27 protein-coding genes are annotated in these 21,613 nt (G+C 45.1%); 16 read left to right on the top strand and 11 right to left on the bottom strand.

What is annotated here, in order from left to right:
• Positions 1–295: 295 nt before the first annotated feature.
• The 3 genes from pyrB to VTH8203_RS02015 all read left to right on the top strand — a co-directional run bounded on the left by pyrB (position 296) and on the right by VTH8203_RS02015 (position 2,194).
• Positions 296–1,225 (top strand): aspartate carbamoyltransferase, encoded by a 930-nt coding sequence (pyrB, locus tag VTH8203_RS02005; RefSeq protein ID WP_096992124.1) that lies wholly within the window; start codon positions 296–298, stop codon positions 1,223–1,225.
• A gap of 12 nt (positions 1,226–1,237) precedes the next feature.
• Positions 1,238–1,699, top strand: a complete 462-nt coding sequence (gene pyrI / locus VTH8203_RS02010) for an aspartate carbamoyltransferase regulatory subunit (protein ID WP_096992125.1) — start codon at positions 1,238–1,240, stop codon at positions 1,697–1,699.
• A gap of 105 nt (positions 1,700–1,804) precedes the next feature.
• The gene (locus VTH8203_RS02015; protein WP_096992126.1) at positions 1,805–2,194 is read left to right on the top strand and encodes a RidA family protein; all 390 of its coding nucleotides are present in this window, start codon (positions 1,805–1,807) and stop codon (positions 2,192–2,194) included.
• Between the two features lie 50 nt (positions 2,195–2,244).
• Here VTH8203_RS02015 and VTH8203_RS02020 read toward each other — a convergent pair whose 3' ends face one another.
• The 8 genes from VTH8203_RS02020 to mlaF all read right to left on the bottom strand — a co-directional run bounded on the left by VTH8203_RS02020 (position 2,245) and on the right by mlaF (position 7,615).
• Positions 2,245–2,973 carry a 1-acylglycerol-3-phosphate O-acyltransferase gene (locus tag VTH8203_RS02020; protein WP_096992127.1) on the bottom strand — a complete coding sequence of 243 codons (729 nt, stop codon included), beginning with the start codon at positions 2,971–2,973 and terminating at the stop codon, positions 2,245–2,247.
• Between the two features lie 70 nt (positions 2,974–3,043).
• Positions 3,044–4,312, bottom strand: coding sequence for a UDP-N-acetylglucosamine 1-carboxyvinyltransferase (gene murA / locus VTH8203_RS02025; protein ID WP_096992128.1), 1,269 nt, complete (start codon positions 4,310–4,312; stop codon positions 3,044–3,046).
• Between the two features lie 9 nt (positions 4,313–4,321).
• Positions 4,322–4,576: a BolA family iron metabolism protein IbaG gene (gene ibaG / locus VTH8203_RS02030; RefSeq protein ID WP_042473211.1), complete on the bottom strand. Its 255-nt coding sequence runs from the start codon at positions 4,574–4,576 to the stop codon at positions 4,322–4,324.
• A gap of 9 nt (positions 4,577–4,585) precedes the next feature.
• Positions 4,586–4,885, bottom strand: a complete 300-nt coding sequence (locus VTH8203_RS02035) for an STAS domain-containing protein (protein WP_096992129.1) — start codon at positions 4,883–4,885, stop codon at positions 4,586–4,588.
• On the bottom strand, positions 4,885–5,526 hold the full coding sequence (mlaC, locus tag VTH8203_RS02040) for a phospholipid-binding protein MlaC (protein WP_096992130.1): 642 nt from the start codon (positions 5,524–5,526) through the stop codon (positions 4,885–4,887). Before mlaC ends, VTH8203_RS02035 begins: the two co-directional genes overlap by 1 nt.
• Positions 5,527–5,530: 4 nt before the next feature.
• Positions 5,531–6,013: an outer membrane lipid asymmetry maintenance protein MlaD gene (mlaD, locus tag VTH8203_RS02045; RefSeq protein WP_062462264.1), complete on the bottom strand. Its 483-nt coding sequence runs from the start codon at positions 6,011–6,013 to the stop codon at positions 5,531–5,533.
• Positions 6,014–6,030: 17 nt separating this feature from the next.
• Complete coding sequence (mlaE, locus tag VTH8203_RS02050; RefSeq protein WP_096992131.1) at positions 6,031–6,819, bottom strand: lipid asymmetry maintenance ABC transporter permease subunit MlaE; 789 nt, start codon at positions 6,817–6,819, stop codon at positions 6,031–6,033.
• Between the two features lies 1 nt (position 6,820).
• Complete coding sequence (mlaF, locus tag VTH8203_RS02055; protein WP_096992132.1) at positions 6,821–7,615, bottom strand: phospholipid ABC transporter ATP-binding protein MlaF; 795 nt, start codon at positions 7,613–7,615, stop codon at positions 6,821–6,823.
• 290 nt (positions 7,616–7,905) lie between these two features.
• On the opposite strand from mlaF, the gene VTH8203_RS02060 reads away from it, so the two are divergent.
• The 12 genes from VTH8203_RS02060 (at position 7,906) to mgtE (ending at position 17,108) form a co-directional block, all read left to right on the top strand.
• A complete protein-coding gene (locus tag VTH8203_RS02060; protein WP_096992133.1) occupies positions 7,906–8,877 on the top strand; it encodes a calcium/sodium antiporter in 972 nt (323 codons plus the stop codon).
• 8 nt (positions 8,878–8,885) lie between these two features.
• Positions 8,886–9,857: a KpsF/GutQ family sugar-phosphate isomerase gene (locus VTH8203_RS02065; RefSeq protein ID WP_096992134.1), complete on the top strand. Its 972-nt coding sequence runs from the start codon at positions 8,886–8,888 to the stop codon at positions 9,855–9,857.
• A complete protein-coding gene (gene kdsC, locus VTH8203_RS02070) occupies positions 9,857–10,414 on the top strand; it encodes a 3-deoxy-manno-octulosonate-8-phosphatase KdsC (protein ID WP_096992135.1) in 558 nt (185 codons plus the stop codon). The genes VTH8203_RS02065 and kdsC overlap by 1 nt, the downstream gene beginning before the upstream one ends.
• Positions 10,411–10,974, top strand: a complete 564-nt coding sequence (gene lptC, locus VTH8203_RS02075; protein WP_096992136.1) for an LPS export ABC transporter periplasmic protein LptC — start codon at positions 10,411–10,413, stop codon at positions 10,972–10,974. Before kdsC ends, lptC begins: the two co-directional genes overlap by 4 nt.
• Positions 10,955–11,452: a lipopolysaccharide transport periplasmic protein LptA gene (gene lptA / locus VTH8203_RS02080; RefSeq protein ID WP_096992137.1), complete on the top strand. Its 498-nt coding sequence runs from the start codon at positions 10,955–10,957 to the stop codon at positions 11,450–11,452. Before lptC ends, lptA begins: the two co-directional genes overlap by 20 nt.
• An 8-nt stretch (positions 11,453–11,460) precedes the next feature.
• Positions 11,461–12,186, top strand: a complete 726-nt coding sequence (gene lptB / locus VTH8203_RS02085; RefSeq protein WP_096992138.1) for an LPS export ABC transporter ATP-binding protein — start codon at positions 11,461–11,463, stop codon at positions 12,184–12,186.
• Positions 12,187–12,232: 46 nt separating this feature from the next.
• Positions 12,233–13,702, top strand: a complete 1,470-nt coding sequence (locus tag VTH8203_RS02090; protein WP_096992139.1) for an RNA polymerase factor sigma-54 — start codon at positions 12,233–12,235, stop codon at positions 13,700–13,702.
• 25 nt (positions 13,703–13,727) lie between these two features.
• Positions 13,728–14,015: a ribosome hibernation promoting factor gene (hpf, locus tag VTH8203_RS02095; protein WP_006073271.1), complete on the top strand. Its 288-nt coding sequence runs from the start codon at positions 13,728–13,730 to the stop codon at positions 14,013–14,015.
• Between the two features lies 1 nt (position 14,016).
• The gene (gene ptsN / locus VTH8203_RS02100) at positions 14,017–14,463 is read left to right on the top strand and encodes a PTS IIA-like nitrogen regulatory protein PtsN (protein WP_006073263.1); all 447 of its coding nucleotides are present in this window, start codon (positions 14,017–14,019) and stop codon (positions 14,461–14,463) included.
• A gap of 17 nt (positions 14,464–14,480) precedes the next feature.
• Entirely contained in the window at positions 14,481–15,338 is an 858-nt protein-coding gene (gene rapZ, locus VTH8203_RS02105) for an RNase adapter RapZ (RefSeq protein WP_096992140.1), read from the top strand.
• Between the two features lie 11 nt (positions 15,339–15,349).
• Positions 15,350–15,625, top strand: coding sequence for an HPr family phosphocarrier protein (locus VTH8203_RS02110; protein WP_096992141.1), 276 nt, complete (start codon positions 15,350–15,352; stop codon positions 15,623–15,625).
• A gap of 124 nt (positions 15,626–15,749) precedes the next feature.
• Entirely contained in the window at positions 15,750–17,108 is a 1,359-nt protein-coding gene (gene mgtE / locus VTH8203_RS02115; RefSeq protein ID WP_096992142.1) for a magnesium transporter, read from the top strand.
• Positions 17,109–17,161: 53 nt separating this feature from the next.
• On the opposite strand, the gene pmbA is transcribed toward mgtE, so the two are convergent.
• Positions 17,162–18,505, bottom strand: a complete 1,344-nt coding sequence (gene pmbA, locus VTH8203_RS02120) for a metalloprotease PmbA (protein WP_096992143.1) — start codon at positions 18,503–18,505, stop codon at positions 17,162–17,164.
• A gap of 118 nt (positions 18,506–18,623) precedes the next feature.
• Here pmbA and yjgA point away from each other — a divergent pair, with 118 nt between their 5' ends.
• Positions 18,624–19,151, top strand: coding sequence for a ribosome biogenesis factor YjgA (yjgA, locus tag VTH8203_RS02125; RefSeq protein WP_096992144.1), 528 nt, complete (start codon positions 18,624–18,626; stop codon positions 19,149–19,151).
• 56 nt (positions 19,152–19,207) lie between these two features.
• Here the strand turns inward: yjgA and thiQ are convergent, their stop codons facing one another.
• Positions 19,208–19,912 (bottom strand): thiamine ABC transporter ATP-binding protein, encoded by a 705-nt coding sequence (gene thiQ, locus VTH8203_RS02130; RefSeq protein ID WP_096992145.1) that lies wholly within the window; start codon positions 19,910–19,912, stop codon positions 19,208–19,210.
• Entirely contained in the window at positions 19,906–21,510 is a 1,605-nt protein-coding gene (thiP, locus tag VTH8203_RS02135; RefSeq protein ID WP_096992146.1) for a thiamine/thiamine pyrophosphate ABC transporter permease, read from the bottom strand. The genes thiQ and thiP overlap by 7 nt, the downstream gene beginning before the upstream one ends.
• Positions 21,511–21,613: the final 103 nt, after the last annotated feature.

The following is a 21,613-nucleotide window of genomic DNA, read 5'->3' on the forward strand; positions in this document are numbered from 1 at the left end:
AACGTGACTAATTTAACGATAAACCTTTGATGTAATCGCTTGCGCTCACGAATTTTAGGCGTATAATTCTTCGCAATTTTTCTGGGGAACAATCAATGGCGCAAGCGAGTTTTACAACATATCACGCTCTCGATAAGCTTTTTGCTTATCATGCACCGTTATTATTTCCTATTGATTGCTAAACCTCCCATTATGGGGGGTTTTTTTATGCCTGCATTCCAAGCCGTGATTGGTCGTTAGCCTTTCGCACTGGGAATATCCATCTGGTCTGGTTTTAACTATAGGGAAGATAAACATGGCGAATACGCTCTATCAAAAGCACATTATCTCAATTCCAGAGTTGTCACGTGAGGAGCTGGAACTCATTGTAAAGACAGCCGGTCAACTAAAATCAAACCCTCAGCCTGAGCTTATTAAAAACAAGGTTGTCGCTAGCTGCTTCTTTGAACCTTCGACTCGTACACGTCTGTCATTTGAAACTGCCATCCAACGTATCGGCGGAGACGTAATTGGTTTCGATAGTGGCGGTAATACCTCTCTTGCAAAGAAAGGCGAGACGTTAGCTGACTCGGTTCAGGTTATTTCATCTTATGTCGATGCTTTTGTGATGCGTCATCCACAAGAAGGCGCAGCTCGTCTAGCGTCTGAGTTTTCAAACGGCGTCCCAGTTATCAATGCCGGAGATGGCTCCAACCAACACCCGACACAAACACTACTAGACCTGTATAGCATCTATGAAACACAAGGCCGTCTGGATGATATCAATGTGGCGTTTGTCGGTGATTTGAAATACGGGCGTACGGTGCACTCGTTAACGCAAGCCTTAGCAAAATTTAATAATGTTCGCTTCTTCTTTATCGCTCCTGACGCCTTAGCGATGCCGGATTATATCTGTGAGGAACTTGAGGAAGCAGGAATTGATTTTAGTCTACACACAGACATGGAAAGTGTCGTCGGCGAGCTTGATATCCTGTACATGACACGAGTACAGAAAGAGCGTTTCGATGAATCTGAATATGCACATATCAAATCAGCTTACATTCTTTCGGCCGACACTTTAAAAGACGCGCGGGATAATTTAAAAGTTCTGCATCCTCTGCCTCGTGTTGATGAAATCACTATAGACGTAGATAAAACCCCTTACGCGTACTATTTCCAACAAGCAGAAAACGGCGTCTATGCCCGTGAAGCTCTACTCGCTCTAGTTCTAAACGAAACGCTTTAAGGAGAATTGATCATGTCTAAAGAAACCCAGTTGCAAGTAGAAGCAATTAAAAATGGCACGGTCATCGACCATATCCCAGCAAACATTGGTATCAAAGTACTCAAACTGTTCGCCATGGATCAATCCAAACAGCGTGTCACCATCGGTCTTAACTTACCTTCTTCAGCATTAGGTTGTAAGGATCTGCTGAAAATAGAGAACGTATTTATCACCGAAGAACAAGCGAACAAATTGGCACTCTACGCTCCTCATGCCACCGTGAACCAGATTGAGAACTATGAAGTTTGCAAAAAGTTAGCGTTAAAACTGCCTGAAACGATTACCGGTGTGTTTGAGTGCCCAAATAGCAACTGCATTACTCACAATGAACCAGTAGACAGCAGCTTCAAAGTGTTCGAGAAACATCAAGATATTCACCTCAAGTGTAAGTACTGTGAAAAAGTCTATTCACGTGAGATCGTTACTGAAAGCTAAGAATGACAAGATTATTAAACAAGCCTACACATTGTAGGCTTGATTTTTATTGAGGCTAGAGGCAGTCTAGACTCTCTTTGAATTCACAGAACAATGGATAAAACGATGACAAAAGTACTTCATACAGAATCTGCACCAGCAGCAATCGGTCCTTACGTACAAGGTGTCGATCTTGGTAACATGGTACTGACTTCAGGTCAGATCCCAGTCAACCCTCAAACGGGTGAAGTGTCAGAAGACATCGCCGAGCAAGCACGTCAGTCTCTAGACAACGTAAAAGCGGTTGTTGAAGCCTCTGGTCTAACTGTTTCAGACATCGTAAAAATGACGGTTTTCGTAAAAAATCTCAACGATTTCGGCACAGTAAACGAAGTCTATGGCAAGTTCTTTGATGAGCACCAAGTGGCTAACTATCCTGCACGTTCTTGTGTTGAAGTTGCTCGTCTTCCTAAAGATGTGAAGATTGAAATTGAAGCTATCGCAGTACGTAAATAAGTTCTGTTAAGCATCAAAAAAGGGTTGTCATCGACAACCCTTTTTTAGTTTTATTTTTTGCTATTTAGCTCAACAACTTCAGCATCAAGCTGCTCAAGCTTTTCTGCCATCTGCTCTCGGCATATATTCGCTAACGTTCTCACGTCTTCTTTACCGTAACCTTCGACTGAGATAGGAGGCAGCATTTCAACGATAATATGCCCATTGTCCCACTTGTTAAGCTTTAGGTGGCTTGTGCTGCTACACACAATAGGAATGATTGGCGTTTGGGCACCAATTGCTGCGTGAAACGCGCCAGTCTTAAATGGCAACAAGCCACGTCCACGAGAACGCGTACCTTCAGGAAACATCCAGACTGAAAGGTTACTCTTCTTCATACTATCAACGACCTGGTCGATCGTACCTTTCGCTTTACTGCGGTTACCACGATCAATCAGGATATTGCCCGTCAGGTAATAAAGCTGACCGAAAAATGGCATCCAGAGCAGGCTTTTTTTACCAACGGTCACTACATTTGGTGTGACAGCAGAAGATACCGTAAACAAATCCCAGTTGTTCTGGTGGTTAGCGATATAGATATGTTGACCGCGCTTGTACGCATCTTCAGGTAAGCGAAGATCAAGTTTGATACCAAAGATCTTCGACATAGCACCAAAATAACGTCCAAACGTAAATACGTGTTTAGGGTTTCTTGGGCTAAGTAAGCAATAACCACATCCGAATACGAACATAATTAATGCAAATATAGCCACTGCAATGCAGCGTAGGAAAGCAACCATTTTGGTCTCCGATAATGGCTTCAAAAAAAGCCGAAACCTTAAGATTTCGGCTATTTATAATCTATCGTTGTTATTCTGCAGAGCCTGCAATACGCGTAATGTTCGCACCCAAGGCCGACAATTTGTCTTCGATACGCTCGTAACCACGATCAATATGATAAATACGATCAACAATCGTTTCGCCATGAGCGATACAGCCAGCAATCACTAAACTCGCCGATGCACGCAAGTCTGTAGCCATGACTTGAGCACCACTTAGCGACTCTACATCACCACAGATGACTGTATTGCCTTCAATTTCCGCCTTTGCACCCATACGCATTAGTTCAGGTACGTGCATGAAACGGTTTTCAAAAATCGTTTCCGTAATCACGCCACCACCTTTTGCCATCATATTGAGCAAAGTGAACTGCGCTTGCATATCTGTAGGGAAACCTGGATGTGGCGCCGTACGAATTGAAACCGCTTTTAGCTCTCTACCGGTCATATCCAATGAGATCCAATCATCGCCAGTCTCGATTTTAGCTCCAGCCTCTTCAAGCTTCGCCAACGCCGCTTCTAGTAGATGAGCATGGGTATTACGGCAAACGATCTTGCCACCGGATACCGCCGCCGCGACTAGGAAAGTACCTGTTTCAATACGATCTGGAACCACAGAGTGTTTACCACCACCAAGACGCCCAACCCCTTCGATAGTAATAGTATCTGTGCCTGCACCTGTAACTTTTGCGCCTAACTTATTCAAGAACTCAGCAGTATCAACGATTTCAGGTTCACGAGCCGCATTATCAAGTACTGTTTTACCTTCTGCTAGCGTCGCTGCACACATCACGGTAATCGTCGCGCCAACACTCACTTTGTCCATAACAATGTGAGCACCTTTCAATCGGCCATCAACTTCCGCTTTTACATAACCATCTTCCAACGTGATCGTTGCACCAAGCTGTTCAAGGCCATGAATATGTAAATCAACTGGACGAGCACCAATAGCACAACCGCCTGGAAGAGAAACTTGTCCCTTACCAAAACGAGCCACCAATGGCCCCAATGCCCAAATAGAGGCGCGCATGGTTTTTACCAAATCATAAGGCGCGCAGAGTTCGTTAATTTCACTACCATCAACATGGACAGAACCGTTGCGGTGCACTTTGGCACCCAAACGGCTAAGTAGCTTCATTGTAGTATCAATGTCGCGAAGGTGAGGTACGTTAGCGACTTCAACTGGTTCTTCAGCCAGAATAGAAGCAAATAAAATAGGCAGTGCTGCATTTTTAGCACCAGAGATCGACACTTCGCCAGATAACGGCTGATCCGATCCAATAACTCGAAACTTATCCATCAATAAACCTTACAAAGACATCAGCTTTTTATCACGTGCCCACTCTTCTGGAGTGTAGGCTTTAATTGAAACTGCGTGGATGTCATTACGCTGAATATATTCCATCAGAGGACCATAGATCATCTGCTGCTTTTTAACTCGGCTCATGCCTTCGAATTGAGCATCTACCGCAATCACTTCGTAGTGGCTACCTTCACCTTTTACATGTAGCTCTTCTAGGTTCAATGCGTTTTGTAATAGTTCCTGTACTTTTGTGCTATCCACAAGATACTCCTAAATGTGTTTCTCAATAACTGATTCAACGTTATATAGCTGAAACAGTATTTTCAGCTCATCGGGCACGAAGCTGAGCATTATATGACACTTTCGATTTTTTGCATGCTCTAATAAGTGAATTAGCATCACCAATCCCGCAGAATCGAAGCGTTTTACTTTATCTAACGCCAATTCCATCTCAGGCAGATCAAAATTAACACTTTGAATGTTCTTCCAAAGCTCAGGGACGGTATCGCGATCGACGTTACCTATCAACTCTAAAACACCTGGATTACGAACCGCTAATTTTGTGGTCATTATTTTTTGCTGCCTTCAAAACGAATCGGAGCTTGCGCCAACTGTTCAAGTTCTTCGGCGACCGCTAAGATGCCATCTTGACGGATTTTACTGTTCCATTCAGATTGCTTGCTAGAGAGCAAACTAATGCCTTCTGCAATCATATCAAAGGCTTTCCATTCGCCTGTTTTCTTATCCTTTCTGAGCTTAAACTCTAAGTTAATATTTGGTCTAGGTGAGTCCATAATTGTGACGCGAACACCAATAATGGTAGTCTTATCATCAATTTTGGGTTCTGGACCAAATTGAATTTCCTGTCCGGTATATTGCGTCAGAACTTGTGCATAGGAAGTAATCAAATAGTCTCGAAATGCCCTAGCAAACTCTAATACGTCTTCTCGTTTCGCGCCTTTTAAGTTAGGGCCAAGTAGCTTCAGCGCGGCGTAACGGTCATTGACATAAGGCATCAATTCTTCTTCGACCACCACCTTAAGATAATCGGGATCTTTTTGAATTTTCTCTTGTTCATTGGCCAAACGCGTAAACGTTTTGTCAGCCACTTTCTGCATCATGTCATAAGGTTTGGTAGCATCAATCTCATTAGCATGTAACCCCAATGAGAGCATCAAGGCACTAAACATCAGTAAACATTTGTTGAACATCACTTTACTCCTTTTTCTCATCAGAACCGCCAATGCTATACAGCACTTGACCAATCATGTCTTCAAGCACCAAGGCAGATTTAGTATCCTCAATCCTGTCACCATCGGCTAGATATCCTTCATCATCAAAGATAAACCCTGGAACAAGTCCGATGTATTGCTCGCCAATCAACCCTGAGGTTAGTACTTGTGCACTTGACGTATCTGGGAAATGGTAGTCCGAGCTAATAGATAAGGTGACCACTGGCAAATAGCTCTCTTTATCAAGGCTAATATCGCTCACTCGGCCAATCACGACGCCACCAACTTTCACTGGAGAACGAACTTTTAGACTGCCTATATTATCGAAACGAGCTTCAAGCTTATAAGTATCCCCTGAGCCCAGCCCTTTCACGTCAGCAACCTGAAAAATCATAAACAAGATTGCGCAAAGTCCGATGATGACAAAACTGCCGACCCACAATTCTAACTTTCTGGTTTGTTGCATTGAATTGTCCTTTACTCTTAATTGCCAAACATCAGTGCTGTCAGCACAAAATCTAATCCTAATACCGCCAATGATGAGTGCACGACGGTTCTTGTTGTTGCCTGACTGATACCTTCCGAGGTCGGTATGGCGTCATAACCATTAAATAGCGCAATCCACGTCACTGTGATAGCAAACACCAAACACTTGATGACGCTGTTACCAATATCTCGGCCTAACTCAACTGACGACTGCATCGCTGACCAAAAACTGCCATGATCGATACCTTTCCAATCCACCCCAACCAACTGACCACCCCAAATACCGATAGCCATGAAGATCATCGCTAGCAGTGGCATAGAGATAACACCAGCCCAAAAACGAGGCGAAATCACGCGTTTAAGCGGGTCAACGGCCATCATTTCCATGCTTGATAGCTGTTCAGTGGCTTTCATCAAACCAATTTCGGCGGTCAGTGCCGACCCTGCACGACCCGCAAATAACAGCGCGGTGACCACCGGACCTAATTCTCTGAGCAGCGATAACGCGACCATCTGCCCTAGACTGCCTTCTGCACCATAATCCACGAGTACGACATACCCTTGTAGGCTGAGAACCATACCGATAAACAGACCAGATACCATGATAATGGCCAGCGATTGCACACCAACGTTATGTAGCTGCTTTATTAGCAGGGGAAAATGCTTTTTGGGCTGTGGTTTTGAAAACAATACGCCGTAAAGCATAAAGGTTGCCCTGCCCCATGCCTGGCAAAGAGATAAGGTACGCTGACCGACTTTTAGAATCCATACCAATGGAAACGACATATTAGAATAGCTCCTCAGTTAATGCCTTTGCTGGGTAACGGAATGGAACGGGTCCATCGGCTTCGCCAAGTAAAAACTGTTGGACTCGAGCGTCAGGATTATTTCTCAGTTCATCAGGAGTACCACAAGCCACTACTTTACCGTCTGCGAGCAAATAAACCCAATCAGCAATGGACATGACTTCGGGAACGTCGTGAGAAACGACAATAGAAGTAAGATCTAGGGCTTTGTTCAATTTTCCGATGAGCTCTACCAGCACGCCCATGGTTATAGGGTCTTGGCCGACAAATGGTTCATCGTACATGATTAATTCAGGATCAAGTGCAATCGCTCTTGCCAATGCGGCGCGTCTTGCCATACCACCAGAAAGCTCGCTTGGCATAAGCTGAGATGCTCCACGTAACCCGACGGCCTCAAGCTTTAGTAAAACTAACGTGCGAATCATCGGCTCACTCAGTTCAGTGTGCTCTCGCAAAGGAAACGCAACATTGTCAAAGACATTAAGGTCAGTAAACAGTGCACCGGATTGGAATAGCATGCTCATTTTCTTGCGAACATGGTAGAGGCGTTTTCTAGACAGCGCAGGAATATTATCGCCTTCGAACCAAATCTCCCCTTGCTCAGGCACAATTTGTCCACCGATCAAGCGAAGTAGTGTGGTTTTGCCAATTCCAGATGGCCCCATGATGGCAGTTATCTTACCCTTTGGCACATGCAACGCTACATCATCAAAAATGACATGTGAGCCACGCGCAAAAGTCAGTCCCTTTACGGAAACCAAGTCATTGTTTGACATACATTTCCTTATCATCTTAACAATAGCCTTATAATCAATAATAATGATACAGGCGGACAATTAAAACCCTTATATCCAATTGGTTGGATAATTACCAAAGCCGTACCCAGCTATGACAAACTTGCGCCATTCATCGCATTTATGTCTTTTCTATCCACCTTAACCTATCTATTAGCGTATTGGCTGCAGGACACTATTGTTATTTTATTTGTTGATTGGCTTCCATTTTGGCCGACAAAGCGTCAAAATTAGCCGCCAAATGTCTCAGAAAAATAGAAGTGGATAAAAACATGCTTGAAGCCGTGGTGTTTCTGATTATAGGACTGGTTTTTCTCGTTTGGAGTGCCGATAAGTTAGTCTATGGCTCTGCCGCACTAGCCCGAAACTTTGGTATATCACCACTCGTGATCGGTATGACGATTCTGGCAATGGGCTCATCAGCACCAGAGATGATGGTGTCTGCCACAGCAGCCCTAGAAGGAAAAACCGATACCGCGGTAGGTAATGTTTTAGGTTCCAACATCGCCAATATCGCGTTGATTCTTGGTATTACTGCCATGATCAAGCCATTGTCTATTTCATCTGCCGTTCTGAGACGCGAATTACCATTGATGGTTGCAGTTACGCTCATCGCGGGTCTCATCCTTTGGGACAGCCATCTCGGATTTTATGAAGGTATTATCTTATTTGCTCTCTTTGCCGCTTTTATTCTCGCGATGCTTCGTATCAGCAAGACTGAAAAAGAGAGTGGCAATAGCGATGCTATGCTGGAAGAGCAAGAATCAGAAATTCCTGAAGGTGTGAGTAACTGGAAAGCGGCTATGTGGGTCGTTATTGGTTTAATTATTCTTCCAATTGCCGCTGACAGACTCGTAGATAGTGCGGTAACCATCGCGCAATACTTCGGTATGAGCGACCTCGTTATCGGTCTAACCATTATTGCTATTGGCACCAGTTTACCTGAACTTGCCGCCTCTCTTGCTGGGGTTCTCAAAGGTGAAGATGATATGGCCGTTGGTAATATCATCGGCTCAAATGTGTTCAATATTCTCGCGGTTATGGGGCTTCCTGGCATCATTAACCCTTCTATACTCAGTGAACATGCCATGGGTCGCGATTTCTGGGTCATGCTCGCGGTATCATTATTATTAGTTGTCATGGCACTGGGTAAATCGAAAAGCATCAGTCGAATTGAAGGCTTCATCCTGCTTGTGTTATTCATTGGATATCAGGTTTATCTCTTAGCTAATATGGCTGCTTAACAGGGGTTATCATGTCTGGATTTGATTATGTCAGCGCTGCCAAGCGTGTCTTAGCGACAGAGGTTCAAGCACTTCAACACCTTGAGCGCTACTTTGATGCTCAGTTTGAAGCCGTCTGCGATGCGATTCTTCACCATCAAGGTAAAGTGATCGTTATGGGGATGGGTAAGTCGGGGCACATTGGTAAAAAAATAGCCGCCACACTTGCCAGTACTGGAACATCGGCCTTTTTTGTTCATCCGGGAGAAGCGGCTCACGGTGACCTAGGTATGATAGAAGCGCGAGATCTTGTGATCGCGATTTCTAACTCTGGTGAGTCATACGAAATCATCAGTTTATTTCCGGTATTTAAGCGACTTGGTGTTACTACCGTCAGTATGACCGGAAAGCCAGAATCAAGCATGGCGAGACTGTCGGATTTTCATCTGCAGATTACCGTACCCAAAGAGGCATGCCCTCTTGGCCTGGCACCAACGTCAAGCTCTACAGCCACTTTAGTTATGGGTGATGCTCTCGCTATTGCTTTACTTGAGGCTCGTGGTTTTGGTGAAGAAGATTTTGCCCTTTCTCATCCTGGTGGTGCGTTAGGTCGTAAGCTACTCCTGAAACTCAGTGACATTATGCACACGGGCAACGCCCTTCCCGTTGTGGGTCCGCAAACTTTAGTTCGTGATGCACTATTAGAGATCTCCGACAAAGGACTCGGCATGACGACTATCGTTGACCACAATATGACCTTGCTTGGTATCTTTACCGATGGAGACTTGCGTCGTATTCTTGATAAACGAGTCGATATTCATGACACCACCATTGGTGAAGTCATGACACTCAACCCGACCACCGCAGCCCCTAACATGCTTGCTGCCGAAGGCTTAAACTTAATGCAATCAAAGAACATTAACGGTCTTGTTCTTCTTGATGACAGTAAAGTCGTGGGCGCACTCAATATGCATGACCTATTAAAAGCAGGAGTAATGTAGTGTCTAAACAAGTTGAAACGCTCTATGGCCCAGTGGCTTCGTCTACCTACAATAAAGCTGCAGACATTAAACTCCTGATTTGCGACGTCGACGGTGTTTTCTCAGACGGCCTGATTTATATGGGGAACCAAGGAGAGGAACTGAAAACCTTTCATACTCGTGACGGTTACGGTATCAAGGCGCTAATGAGCGCCGGAATTGACGTTGCAATTATCACCGGACGTCGTTCGCAAATTGTAGAAAATCGCATGACAGCGTTGGGCATTTCTTTGATTTATCAAGGCCAAGATGACAAAGTCGCTGCTTACCAAGATATTTGCCAAAAGCTTGGTGTACCAGCTGCTCAAACCGCTTACATCGGCGATGACCTTATTGACTGGCCTGTTATGGAGCAGGTTGGATTAAGTGTCTGTGTTGCAGATGGACATCCGTTACTAGCAAAAAAAGCCGATCACATCACAACGATTCCTGGAGGACGTGGTGCAGTTAGGGAAATTTGTGATCTCATCCTAGAATCAAAAGGAGAACTGGAGCATCACAAAGGTCTGAGTATATGAGTGTGTCTCGTATTCTTTATAGTTTACTTGCCATGATATCTATCGGGTGTGCGATTTACCTATACACCAAGGATGAGTCGAGCACAATCCAGATCGTTCCTGATATTGAATTGCCTGCTTTCAGCGGTGTGAATGTTCATAATATTTCCTATGCTGATACTGGTATCCGAAGCTATACCATCAACTCAGTACATTTAGAACATTTCGCTCAACAAGGGAGTACGGTCTTCGACAGTCCGGTGTTATCTATTTATGCTAATGGGACGACGAAAGAGTGGGAAATTTCTGCAGACAAAGCCATTTTAGATAAAGATGAAGTGCTCACCCTATATGATAATGTACTGGCTCAGAACCTATTACCCGACTCAGGATTTGATACACTATCATCACAGAAAATGAGTATTAAGCTAACCAACAGAGACTTTTGGACTGATACCAAAGTCATTATGCTCGGCCCTCAATTTGAAACTCACGGTGAAGCAATGAAAGGAAATTTCGCTGACAATATCGCCGAAGTTTATAACAAAGTGAATAGTAGATATGAAACTCTCACACCTTAGTTTAGGTATTTGCTTACTTTTACCTATATCAGCAATGGCATTATCAACGGACTCAGAACAACCGGTGTATATTGACTCTGACTCCCAACAGCTAGATATGAAAAGCAATAAAGTGACCTTCGAGGGCGACGTAAAGCTCAAACAAGGCAGCATCAACATCAATGCAGACAAAGTGATTGTTACGCGCGAAGCAGAAACAGGCACAATTCAAATCATCGAGGGATTTGGTGATGTAGCGACGTTCTCTCAGCTTACCGATGACGGAAAAACGCTCTATGGTGAAGCAAAAGAACTGCATTACTCACTGAAAAATGACCAGTTGACGATGACGAACAAAGCCATGCTTTCTCAAGATGACAGTATCATTCGCGGTTCGGTGATCCGATACCGAATATCATCACAGAAGCTTATCGCTGACGGAGACTCGAAAGGTCGAGTATCTACCGTACTACAGCCACAACAGGTTCAAGAGAAGTAATTGTATTTATGGCGTTATTGAAAGCGACTCATTTAGCAAAGAGCTATAAAAACCGCAAGGTCGTCTCCGACGTTAGCCTTTCGGTAGAATCCGGTCAAATTGTCGGATTACTCGGCCCTAATGGTGCAGGTAAAACCACATCGTTTTATATGATTGTCGGCCTAGTGGCTCGTGATGAAGGTAGCATTACTATCGATGGTGAGGACATCAGTATTCTACCCATGCATAGCCGAGCTAAAATGGGCATCGGATACCTACCACAAGAAGCGTCTATTTTCAGAAAACTGAGTGTTGAGAATAACATTATGGCGGTTCTGGAAACCCGTAATGAAATCACTCAAGAACAGCGCCAAGATAAACTCGAAGACTTGTTGGATGAGTTTAATATTCAGCACATTCGCAAAAGCGCGGGGATGGCGCTATCTGGTGGTGAACGTCGACGTGTCGAAATTGCCCGAGCACTAGCGGCCAATCCACAATTCATTTTGTTGGACGAGCCCTTTGCCGGTGTTGACCCAATTTCAGTCATTGATATTAAGAAAATCATTGAGCATCTTCGTGATAGAGGATTGGGCGTATTGATCACTGACCATAACGTCCGAGAAACCTTAGATGTGTGTGAAAAAGCGTACATTGTGAGCCAAGGCCACCTGATTGCTGAAGGAAGTCCTGAAGATGTTCTCAATAATGAACACGTAAAACAGGTTTATCTCGGTGAACAATTCAGACTATGATTTAATAGGCTTGGATACAATTTTAATAATAGGCTAGCAATACTGCATGAAACCCTCATTACAACTCAAGCTAGGTCAACAATTAGCAATGACGCCTCAGTTGCAACAAGCCATTCGCTTACTGCAATTGTCGACGCTCGATCTGCAACAAGAGATTCAAGAGGCCCTAGACTCAAATCCATTACTTGACGTAGAAGAAGCCGCGGAAGAAGCCCCGCCGTCGAATGAGGAAAAGTCGAGCCCTGAAAGTAAAGATGACGCTTCTGCAGAACCCAATATTGAAGCTGAGCCTAAAGATAGCTCTGAACAAATCGAAAGTTCTGAAATATCTACGGAACTGGAAATGGACACCACATGGGACGATGTCTACAGTGCCAATACGGGTAACACAGGTATTGCCGTTGACGATGACATGCCTATTTATCAAGGTGAAACCACCCAGTCATTGCAAGATTATTTAATCTGGCAGCTCGATCTGACTCCATTCACAGAAACCGATCGCGCTATTGCTCTCGCGATTATCGATGCCGTCGATGATTACGGTTATTTGACTCTATCCTGTGAAGACATTCTAGAGAGTGTCGATATTGAAGACGTCGAACTCGATGAAATTGAAGCAGTAAGAAAACGCGTTCAGCAATTTGATCCCCTAGGTGTCGCTTCACTGAACTTACAAGATTGTTTGCTACTGCAACTCGCTACATTCCCAGAAGACACGCCGTGGCTTGCTGAGGCGAAATTAGTGTTATCTAATCACATCGATCAGTTAGGTAATCGCGACTACAAACTGGTGATAAAAGAGACTAAGCTTAGAGAGGCGGATCTTCGAGAAGTCTTGAAGCTCATCCAACAGCTGGATCCTCGGCCAGGCAGTAAAATTACGCCCGATGAAACTGAGTACGTCGTCCCTGATGTCTCTGTATTCAAAGACTGCGGGAAGTGGGTTGTTCAGATTAATCCTGACAGTGTCCCAAGGCTGAAAGTGAATCAGCAGTATGCCAAGTTGGGCACTGGTAACAGTGCAGACAGCCAATATATTCGCTCTAATTTGCAAGAAGCGAAATGGCTAATAAAAAGCCTAGAAAGTCGTAATGAAACTTTGCTCAAGGTCGCGAAGTGCATTGTCGAACATCAACACGACTTTTTTGAATACGGTGAAGAAGCAATGAAACCTATGGTTCTCAACGATGTTGCCCTTGCTGTCGATATGCATGAATCGACCATTTCTCGAGTCACGACTCAGAAATATATGCATACCCCTCGCGGCATTTTTGAGCTGAAATATTTCTTCTCAAGCCATGTATCGACTGACAATGGCGGTGAGTGTTCCTCGACCGCCATTCGAGCACTAATCAAGAAGCTTGTCGCTGCTGAAAACCCAGCCAAGCCATTGAGCGATAGTAAAATCGCAGCGCAACTAGCTGACCAAGGAATTCAGGTTGCTAGACGAACAATAGCGAAATACCGTGAGTCGTTGGGCATTGCCCCTTCCAGTCAGCGTAAACGCCTACTTTAAGGCCATTAACTAAGAAGGAAAGTCTATGCAAATTCAAATTGAAGGCCACCACGTCGATGTCACTGAGTCAATGCAGGACTATGTTCAGAGTAAATTCCAAAAACTGGAACGTTTTTTCGATCATATAAATAGCATTAACGTCATATTAAAAGTTGAAAAATTAAACCAGATCGCAGAAGCTACGCTCCACGTTAATCAAGCTGAAATTCATGCGGCGGCAAATGATGAAAGTATGTATGCCGCCATTGACGCGCTCGTCGATAAGCTCGTCAGACAATTGAACAAGCATAAAGAAAAATTAAGTAATCACTAAAATGCAAATAAGTGAAGTATTAACTCTGGACTGCACCAAAAGTGCAGTCCCTTGTACGAGTAAAAAGCGCGCCTTAGAAATTATTAGCGAAATCGCTGCAGAGCATACCGGTCAAAACTCTACCGAATTGTTTGAGTGCATGCTAAGTCGTGAAAAAGTAGGCAGTACTGGTATTGGCAATGGGATTGCTATTCCTCATGCAAGAATGCATGACAGCGATAAAGCCGTGGCCGTACTACTTCAGTGCCAAGCGCCCGTTGACTTCGACTCTATTGATAACCGCCCGGTTGACTTAATGTTCGCTCTGCTGGTTCCAGATGCGCAATGTAAAGAACATTTAAAGACATTGTCATGTATGGCGGAGCGATTAAATGATAAAACTGTCTTAAAGCAACTTCGTAACGCTCAATCTGATCAAGAGCTTTACGATATTATAGTTAGTCATTAAAGCCAACTGAGAGAAAAATGCGATTAGTCGTTGTGAGTGGACATTCAGGCGCAGGTAAGAGCGTAGCGCTACGAGTACTGGAAGATTCTGGCTACTACTGCGTCGATAACCTACCTATTGATTTACTGGAAGCCTTTGTGGATTCATCAAAAGATTCCCAACAAAGTGTCGCTGTCAGTATTGATATCCGCAACTTGCCGGAGAATCTGGGTAGTTTAACCGCTAAGTTACAACAACTGTCTAAACACCACGACGTCAAAGTACTGTTCCTTGATGCTTCAAAGCCTGTGTTGCTAAAGCGCTACAGTGAAACTCGTCGTATTCACCCTCTCTCACAGCGCAAAGATAAACTGTCACTAGAGCAAGCCATTGATTTAGAGCACTCATTGCTTAAGCCAATTAAAGAGCATGCCGACTACATCATCGACTCTAGTGAACAATCCATACACGACTTAAGTGAAACCATTCGTTTTGACTTAGAAGGCCAAGAGAAGAAAGATCTTGTCATGGTGTTTCAATCGTTTGGTTTTAAATATGGTATGCCAAGTGATGCCGATTATGTGTTTGATGTGCGATTTCTCCCCAATCCACATTGGCAACCTGAGCTTAGACCTATGACAGGCTTGGATGCCCCAATCAAATCGTTCTTAGAAAGCTACCCCGACGTCATCGAGCTCAAACAACAGATCCAAGGTTTTGTGGAACGTTGGTTACCGCTGCTAGAAAAGAATAATCGTAGTTACCTTACTGTTGCTATTGGTTGTACCGGCGGTAAACATCGCTCAGTTTATATTACTCAACAAATTGGAGAGTACTTTGAGCAACTGGGCCATCAAGTCAAAATTCGCCATACATCGCTAGAAAAAAACAGCTAACAGGAACTTATATGTCACTCTCTCGCACGGTTCTTATTCAAAATCGCCTTGGTTTGCATGCTCGTGCCGCCGTAAAGTTAGTTGAATTAGCACAGAGCTTCGAGGCAACCGTGACGATTTGCAATCACGAACAGAAAGAAGCAACCGCAGATAGCGTTATGGGGCTACTCATGCTTGAGTCGGCGCAAGGAGAAAACATCACGATTAAAGCATCCGGTCACCAAGCTGAAGATGCGCTACAAGCGGTATGTGACCTGGTTGAACATCGCTTTGACGAAGACGAATAATTTCCGCACTCATTTCTGTTTTATTTCCACTCTCCGATAACTTCTTCGTGGCCTTTAGGTTACTTGAACCTAAAATTAAGCTACTATTCAGTACATTAAAAAGCAGTTGAGTGTAGGGGCCTCCATGGCAGAGCAAATAGAATTCGATCAAGCTCACCAAACCCTCCAAGAAGTTAGTGAAGCGCTTGAGAATGGCCGCTTCGTTTACGTAAGAAGACAACTTCAGGACATGGAACCTGAAGATATCGCCCATCTTCTAGAAGCCTCACCTCGCAAAAGCCGTGAAGTCTTGTGGCAGCTCACCGACCCGGAAGATTATGGTGAAATCCTTGATGAACTCAATGAGGACGTCAAAGATAGCCTTGTCTCCAAAATGGCACCTGAAAAGCTGGCGGAAGCCACGGAAGGGATGGATACCGATGACGTAGCTTATGTCCTACGTAGTCTGCCTGACACCGTATCACGCGAAGTTCTGTCACAGATGGACAGCGCTGACCGCTTGCGGGTAGAAACCGCGCTTTCTTATCCCGAAGACACCGCTGGCGGTATTATGAATACCGACGTGATCACCATACGTGGTGATGTCGATGTCGATGTGGTTTTGCGTTACCTGCGCATGAAAGGTGAATTGCCAGAAGCGACAGACGCACTGTATGTGATTGACGAAGAAGACATGCTGATTGGTCACCTTTCTTTGACCACACTTTTAACCACTCAGCCCGATGTCAAAGTCGTCGACGTGATGGACGATGCCGATGAAGCGATCCACGTTGAAACCAGCGATTCCGACGTGGCCTCACTATTTGAACGACGCGACTGGGTTTCAGCGCCGGTTGTCGATAGTGAACACCACCTAGTGGGCCGTATTACCATCGATGACGTGGTCGACATTATCCGTGAAGATGCCGAGCACTCAATGATGAGTATGGCTGGTATGGACGATGACGAAGACACCTTTGCACCTGTGGTCAAGTCGGCTCGTCGACGCAGCGTTTGGCTAGGTGCCAACGTACTCGCGGCTTTGGCAGCCGCTTCAGTCTCTAATATGTTTGAAGCAACGCTAGAACAGATGGCGGCGATAGCCGTTTTGATGACCATTGTTCCTTCTATGGGAGGGGTTGCGGGTAACCAAACCGTTGCACTGGTTATTCGGGGCTTAGCCTTAGGTCATATCGGTGAAAGTAACCGCCGAGAACTGCTACTCAAAGAAGCCGCTATCGGATTTCTCAATGGTATCCTTTGGGCATTAATCATCGGTGGTATCGTCGTGGCTTGGAAAGGCGATTGGATGCTTGGGGGCATTATCTCTGCTGCGATGATGACCAATCTACTGGTGGCCGGTATTGCTGGCGTGACCATTCCGATTCTACTTAAGAAAATGAATATCGACCCCGCCTTGGCAGGTGGAATGGCGCTGACAACCATTACCGATGTGGTTGGTCTTTCGGTATTCCTGGGCTTAGCCACTATAATGTTCAGCTAAGACATACAAAAGGGCGTAACCATGAGGGTACGCCCTTTCGCTATATTCTCGACTTACTCGCCCGCCACTTTCATGGATTCTAATAAGATAGACCCTGTTTGGATTTGTGAGCGCGTTTCAACATCACTACCAACTGCCACAATCTGCTTGAACATTTGCGCCAGATTACCTGCAACAGTAAGTTCTGAGACAGGGTATTGAATCTCACCATTTTCGACCCAGAATCCAGCGGCGCCGCGAGAGTAGTCACCGGTCACGATGTTTACCCCTTGCCCCATCACTTCCGTGACTAACAAGCCAGTACCCAGTGTTTTCAACATGGCATCAAAATCCTGCCCCGTCGACTTAACGAACCAGTTATGAATACCACCAGCGTGTCCTGTTGGCGTCATGTTCAGTTTGCGAGCGGCGTAGCTCGTTAGCAAATACGTCGCTAATTTACCGTCGGTGATAATGTCCATATCTTGCGTCGCTACTCCTTCGTTATCAAACGGACTAGACGCCAAGCCTTTTAATACATGAGGTTTTTCTTCGATAGCAAACCAATCTGGAAGAATCTGCTCACCTAGCTTATCTAACAAGAATGAAGACTTACGGTATAAATTGCCACCACTAATTCCCATTACTAAGTGCCCCATCAAGCCCGTTGCAACATCGTTCGCAAACAGCACTGGGTACTTACCTGTTTTTACCTTTCTCGGATCTAGACGCTGAACGGTTTTCATTGCAGCTTGATCACCAACCGATTCTGGCGTCCATAAGTCATCACGGTGACGCGCTAAGGTATAGCTGTAGTCACGTTCCATATCACCGTTTTGACCTTGACCAATCACGCTACAGCTGATGCTATGACGGCTAGACGCATAACCAGCCAGGAGACCATGAGAGTTACCGTAAACTTTTACGCCATAATGGCTGTCGTAGCTCGCACCATCACTTTGTTTGATTTTGCCGCTATACGCTAACGCCGCTCTCTCTGCGGAGATCGCTTTTTGCGCTGCAACATCTGGATTAGGCTCATCAGGATGGAAGAGATCAAGATCAGGAATATTTTTGACCAACAGCTCTTTAGGAGCAGGGCCTGCAAAAGGGTCCTCTGACGTGTACTGAGCGATATCAAGTGCTGCTGCCACCGTTTGAGCAATCGCCTTTTCGCTTAAATCTGAAGTCGATGCACTGCCCTTACGTTGCCCTCGGTAGACGGTAATTCCAAGGGCTCCATCACTATTAAACTCAACGTTTTCCACTTCACACATACGCGTAGAAACACTTAAGCCAGTGCTTTTAGTGATGGCGACTTCAGCTGCATCTGAATTTTCAGAAGCCATATCTAGTGCTTTTGCAACTGCGGCCTCTAGCTCAGCTTGCTGCTGAGCAACTTGCTCTCTAACATCCATAATTCATCTAACTTTTGTCGTTTAATTGAGTCTAGAATAACAAGGTTTTCGCATTCTCCCCAGATTTCTTGCTAAAATAGCCGATATTCGTAATGAGATAGTGATATAGGCAATAAACATGGCCCGCAAAAATCAGAAAGCGCCTTGGGAAGAGGAAGAAGAAATCATTTGGGTGAGCAGAACCGAAATGAAGAACGACATGGAAGAGTTGCAAAAACTCGGTGAAGAGTTAGTTGGACTAAAGCCAGCTGTGTTGGACAAGTTTCCTCTTAGTGAAGATCTGAGAGAAGCGGTCGCCGATGCCCAGCGCTTTAAAAACGAAGCTCGACGCCGTCAGCTCCAGTACATTGGTAGGCTGATGCGTACCGAAGATCCAGAGCCAATTCAAGCGGCACTGGACCGTGTGCGTAACAAACATTCGCAATCGACCGCAGCCCTTCATAAGCTTGAACAACTTCGTGATCGAATTATTGAACAAGGTGATGAGGCTATCGCGGATGCGATTGAGCTTTATCCAAACCTTGATCGCCAACGTCTACGCCAGCTTGCACGCCAAGCTAACAAGGAAAAGAAAGCCGGAAAGCCTGCAAAGGCATTTCGAGAAATTTTCCAAGTGCTCAAGCATGAGGAAGAACAAGAGTTCTAACCTATCGTCTTGTTAAATTGAAAGGCAGCCTACACATCGGCTGCCTTTTTTATTGTTTAGTGTGCCGCTTGCACAAATTGTGCGAGTTCTGGATTCTGGTGCTTCCCAGTCAGCGTGTCGATCGCTCCCTCGGTCGTGATAAGACCTTGGCTAAGATAAGCAAACCGATTCGCAATGGCTCTGGCATCGCTCAGGTGATGTGTCACCATAATCACTGTCACTTGTTTCTCTTGTGACAATGATTTAACCACTGAAAGCATTTCTTTGCGAAGTACGGGATCCAACGCCGAAAATGGTTCATCAAGCAGCCAGATCGGGTGAGGCTGAACAAAACAGCGAGCTAAGGCCACTCGCTGCCTCTGCCCGCCAGAGAGCTCTGAGGGTAAAGACCTTATCTTATCAATCAAACCTACCTTTTCTGCCGCTTCTCGTACTCGCAGCTTATCTTCCTCAGTCAGTCGAAGCGCTGGATTAAGCCCCAAAGCAATATTATCGAACACCGAAAGATGTTCGAATAAATTGTGCTCTTGAAACAGCATAGATAGAGGACGTTGGTGCGGCGGCTTAGATTGAATCTCTTCGTCATCGACCGAGATCGTCCCCGACTCAGGACGGCAAAAACCGGCAATAAGCGCCAACAGTGTCGATTTCCCCGCACCACTCGGTCCTATCAATGCCAGTACGTCACCTTGATCTACCGAGATAGAAAATCGAAACCACTCACTGTGGTAGCGGTAATCGACCTGATCCATGATTAACATTCTGATTTCTCTCGCTTGTTAACGACAGGCCGTAACAACGACTCTGTTAAGGTAAACACACCAATACTCAATACAAATAACACTAAGGATACAACAGCCGCAGCTTGCAATTGGTAACTGCCCATCAACTGGTATAGATACAGCGGTAGGGTATTAAAATTCTGACTACCAAACAGCGCAATAACCGTGAGGTCACCCATAGAGAGGACAAAACTGATCGAGAAGGCGTGCAATAAGGGGGCACGAATGGCCCTCCACTCCATTAACCAAAAGCGTCGAATGCCATGCATTCCTAGACTTTGCCAAAGCGGATGATACTGCTTGGCTAACCTCAACATCGGCTGATTCAGTGTTTTGATAACATACGGTAGAGCCATCAGAGCGTTCACAACGACAACGATTCCAAAGGCAAGACTGAACACATTCGTCATTCCTCGAAGCATTAAGAAAGTCGCCGTGCTCAATACCAATGCTGGTGTAACTAAAATGACCGTGCCAACGAACTCCACACCATCTGCACGGCCATATTGAGATTTTAACCGCAACATTCGTGAACTGCTCAATAAAATAATGCCAGCGACTAACGCCATACTGGCAGCCATAATGGCGACTTGTAGTGAGGTCATCACCGCCGACCAAAAGCGACTGTCGGCAAGCACGGTCCATAATTTCTCATTCAATCCACTAGCGATAATAGCAACAATAGGTGGGATGACGAGTATGAGCGTTGCCATGATCCAAAAGCTATCCCAGCCCTTTTTCAACAGTGAGTCTTGTGGCTGCAGTGTTGGCTTGTCACTGTAATTGGTTTTGCCGTCCAAATCTCGGCTGAACTGACCAATAAACAGCACCAGTAACGCACAAATTAACATTTGCCACAGCGCCAGCACTGCTCCGGTTTGTAGATCAAAATCAAACTTAATCGCTTGATAAATCGCTAATTCAATGGTGGTAGCTTTCGGGCCGCCACCTAATGCCATCACGGTGGCAAAACTGGTGAAACACAACATGAAAACTAAGCCAATTACATGAGGTAAATGAGTTTTTAGTCGAGGCCATTCCACTAAGCGAAAACATTGCCAACTGTTCATGCCTAGATGCAGTGCTAATTTGCGCTGCTCTAATGGCACACTCTCTATCGTGACTAACAATAAACGAGTCGCAAAAGGCAGATTAAAAAACACATGAGCCAGCAAAATGCCGTTCAAACCATAAAGAGAAAACGGCATAGCATCATTTGATGTCAGCCACCATTGAGCAATGACGCCCTGATTACCATAGATGGCAACAATACCAAATACACCGACTAACACTGGCATCACCAAGGTCGTCGCAAACAGCTTCAGTATCAATGACCTTCCCCAGAAATGACGCCGAGAAAACGCGTGTGCCACAGGGATAGCAAAGCCCACACTCAGTAACATCGATAGACTGGCTTGCCAAAAGCTAAATTTAGCCACGTGCTGATAGTAAGGGTCGGTCAATAGCAGACCGATATCAGTCATTGATGAGTAGGAAAGCAGTGTCCACAGCGAAGCCAGCACATACATGGCGATGAGTAAAGCCAACGCTAAACCTGATTTGGGTATTTGGGCCACAGTTACCTCAATGAAAACGGGACGCGATAATGCCTCATCGCACTAGGAAAGCTCTGGAATAAACATCGGTATCCCCTGCTTAAGCAGGGGCACTAAGGTATGG

It is taken from the genome of Vibrio thalassae (assembly GCF_900089835.1).
Lineage (GTDB): Bacteria > Pseudomonadota > Gammaproteobacteria > Enterobacterales > Vibrionaceae > Vibrio > Vibrio thalassae.

Coding starts and splice junctions, on each gene's coding strand:
- yjgA (WP_096992144.1), top strand. CDS start 18,624: ATGGCCCGCAAAAATCAGAAAGCGCCTTGGGAAGAGGAAGAAGAAATC.
- mlaC (WP_096992130.1), bottom strand. CDS start 5,526: ATGTTCAACAAATGTTTACTGATGTTTAGTGCCTTGATGCTCTCATTG.
- murA (WP_096992128.1), bottom strand. CDS start 4,312: ATGGATAAGTTTCGAGTTATTGGATCGGATCAGCCGTTATCTGGCGAA.
- hpf (WP_006073271.1), top strand. CDS start 13,728: ATGCAAATTCAAATTGAAGGCCACCACGTCGATGTCACTGAGTCAATG.
- VTH8203_RS02020 (WP_096992127.1), bottom strand. CDS start 2,973: ATGGTTGCTTTCCTACGCTGCATTGCAGTGGCTATATTTGCATTAATT.
- pyrI (WP_096992125.1), top strand. CDS start 1,238: ATGTCTAAAGAAACCCAGTTGCAAGTAGAAGCAATTAAAAATGGCACG.
- mlaE (WP_096992131.1), bottom strand. CDS start 6,819: ATGTCGTTTCCATTGGTATGGATTCTAAAAGTCGGTCAGCGTACCTTA.
- VTH8203_RS02110 (WP_096992141.1), top strand. CDS start 15,350: ATGTCACTCTCTCGCACGGTTCTTATTCAAAATCGCCTTGGTTTGCAT.
- rapZ (WP_096992140.1), top strand. CDS start 14,481: ATGCGATTAGTCGTTGTGAGTGGACATTCAGGCGCAGGTAAGAGCGTA.
- pyrB (WP_096992124.1), top strand. CDS start 296: ATGGCGAATACGCTCTATCAAAAGCACATTATCTCAATTCCAGAGTTG.
- lptC (WP_096992136.1), top strand. CDS start 10,411: ATGAGTGTGTCTCGTATTCTTTATAGTTTACTTGCCATGATATCTATC.
- mlaD (WP_062462264.1), bottom strand. CDS start 6,013: ATGCAACAAACCAGAAAGTTAGAATTGTGGGTCGGCAGTTTTGTCATC.
- thiQ (WP_096992145.1), bottom strand. CDS start 19,912: ATGTTAATCATGGATCAGGTCGATTACCGCTACCACAGTGAGTGGTTT.
- VTH8203_RS02015 (WP_096992126.1), top strand. CDS start 1,805: ATGACAAAAGTACTTCATACAGAATCTGCACCAGCAGCAATCGGTCCT.
- mgtE (WP_096992142.1), top strand. CDS start 15,750: ATGGCAGAGCAAATAGAATTCGATCAAGCTCACCAAACCCTCCAAGAA.
- pmbA (WP_096992143.1), bottom strand. CDS start 18,505: ATGGATGTTAGAGAGCAAGTTGCTCAGCAGCAAGCTGAGCTAGAGGCC.
- VTH8203_RS02090 (WP_096992139.1), top strand. CDS start 12,233: ATGAAACCCTCATTACAACTCAAGCTAGGTCAACAATTAGCAATGACG.
- VTH8203_RS02035 (WP_096992129.1), bottom strand. CDS start 4,885: ATGACCACAAAATTAGCGGTTCGTAATCCAGGTGTTTTAGAGTTGATA.
- lptB (WP_096992138.1), top strand. CDS start 11,461: ATGGCGTTATTGAAAGCGACTCATTTAGCAAAGAGCTATAAAAACCGC.
- VTH8203_RS02060 (WP_096992133.1), top strand. CDS start 7,906: ATGCTTGAAGCCGTGGTGTTTCTGATTATAGGACTGGTTTTTCTCGTT.
- lptA (WP_096992137.1), top strand. CDS start 10,955: ATGAAACTCTCACACCTTAGTTTAGGTATTTGCTTACTTTTACCTATA.
- ptsN (WP_006073263.1), top strand. CDS start 14,017: ATGCAAATAAGTGAAGTATTAACTCTGGACTGCACCAAAAGTGCAGTC.
- mlaF (WP_096992132.1), bottom strand. CDS start 7,615: ATGTCAAACAATGACTTGGTTTCCGTAAAGGGACTGACTTTTGCGCGT.